The organism is Synechococcus sp. R6-10 (genome assembly GCF_047461815.1).
In the GTDB taxonomy this organism is placed as follows: domain Bacteria; phylum Cyanobacteriota; class Cyanobacteriia; order Thermostichales; family Thermostichaceae; genus Thermostichus.
Genome location: NZ_JANSHW010000223.1, coordinates 1 through 1,677, shown reverse-complemented (window position 1 = coordinate 1,677; position 1,677 = coordinate 1). Strand labels below are relative to the sequence as shown.

Annotated in this window: 1 protein-coding gene; it reads right to left on the bottom strand. The window is 50.9% G+C overall.

Annotated features, from left to right (window positions below; translation table 11 throughout):
- Positions 1 to 115: 115 nt before the first annotated feature.
- A complete protein-coding gene (gene hpf / locus NW837_RS07060) occupies positions 116 to 688 on the bottom strand; it encodes a ribosome hibernation-promoting factor, HPF/YfiA family (RefSeq protein ID WP_011434101.1) in 573 nt (190 codons plus the stop codon).
- Positions 689 to 1,677: the final 989 nt, after the last annotated feature.

Here is a 1,677-nt window from a genome sequence, read left to right as displayed (position 1 = left end):
AATAAGCCCCAATCGGCAGGGCAGAATCGGTGAGCTGTAGCAACAGATAGAAAGTGCCGCTGGATCCTGGAGAAGTAAGTTGGGAGGAGAGCTCACCACGCATCTTCACCAAGCCTTAGCGGGGGCGGATCAGGCCGTAGCCACCGTGGTTGCGGACGTAGATAACGTTGATCTCGCCATTTTCGATATTGCGGAAAACGTAGAAGTCGTGATCCACCAGCTCCAACTGGTGCAACGCTTCCTGAACCGTCATGGGTGGCATGGCGAAGTATTTGGTGCGCACCACCTCTGCGGGTAACTCCGCTTGCCGTTCCGTATTTAGCGGATCGGTGACGGGCTGCTGGGCCACTGCCACGGAGGTTTTGGGGGTGTGGCGGACGCGGTGAATGCCGTTCCGTTCTTTGTATTTGCGCAACTTGCGGGCCAGCTTGTCGGCCACACGGTCGATGCTGGCATAGAGGTTTTCGCTGCTTTCTTCCGCCCGGATCACGGTGCCATTGGCGTAGACGGTCACTTCGGCAGATTGGCTGGCACTGATACGGGGGTTGCGGGCTACCGATAGATTGACATCAACCTCACTGGTGATCTGGGCAAAATGACTGACAGCACGCTCAATTTTTTCTTGAACGTAGCTGCGGATGGCGTCGGTAATCTCGACGTTTTTCCCTTGGATCACAAGCTTAGTCATGAGGACTCTCCCAGTCATGTCGGTTTATACCTGAGATAGCGCCTCATCCCCACCCGGGATCCCTCTAACTCTGGAAAGCGATCCCAGCTCACAGGCGACGTCAGCCCTTTAATTGGCAAAAATGGAGCCCTGTCATCAAGGGTGAGCAGATCGGCTTTGGGAGTGGCACTAACCTCTTGGGTTAAGTCTAGGTTAACATCTCGCTCAAGGATCTCTGCCAGAGGTTAAGAATAAATTTAGGCTCTCTTAATGTTTCAGAGATGTTGAATTCCAGATTTTCCCGAATCGCAGGAGCTCTGTAGAGAAGCGGGATCCCCGCCCTGCAAGACATGCACTTCTATTGGCTGTGTTGAGTGTCTTTGGGAAAGGTTTTTTAGAGTTTAAGTTGCAAGTTCCTCAGTCAAAAGCCAAATCTATCATCAAACCCATAGACAGATCTAGCCTGCTAAAAATCTTCCTGAGCTGGATTTTGAGTTGGTTAAACAATGTCTCTAACTCTGACCTGTTTTTGAGAGACTGAAGGTGGGCCGTATTGCCCATAAGCTCGGCAATCCAGATGCTTCAGCTTTCCTCCAGGGTATGTTGGTATTATCCTACAGCCTAGCAGCATCTTGATTGGATAGCCATTGACAGCAAAAATGAAGGGATATTGATATAAATTAAGCTTTTTATCGATTTTTTATCAATATGAGGCTTTCGACTTGAGAGATGGTGTTGTTGTCGGTATTAGCTTTGACAAGCCTGTTGTTCACTGTTCCATGCTGTAAGGTTTCTATCGGAGAGCTACATAAGAACTTGGAACTCGGTTCTGCCGCTGCAGTCACCTTGAGGAGCGGTGGGGAGAAGGCCAACTCTTTCCGGGGTGGCTGAAATGCTACCCTCGAAACCAGCTTGGTGTGCAAAAGGTGGGGCAGACTGGGTGGGCGGAGGGATCCCGTTGAAGGCGGCAGAGCTTTTAGACAGAGCAGAAGAGGCTCTGCAGGAGCAGT

Coding starts and splice junctions, on each gene's coding strand:
- hpf (WP_011434101.1), bottom strand. CDS start 688: ATGACTAAGCTTGTGATCCAAGGGAAAAACGTCGAGATTACCGACGCC.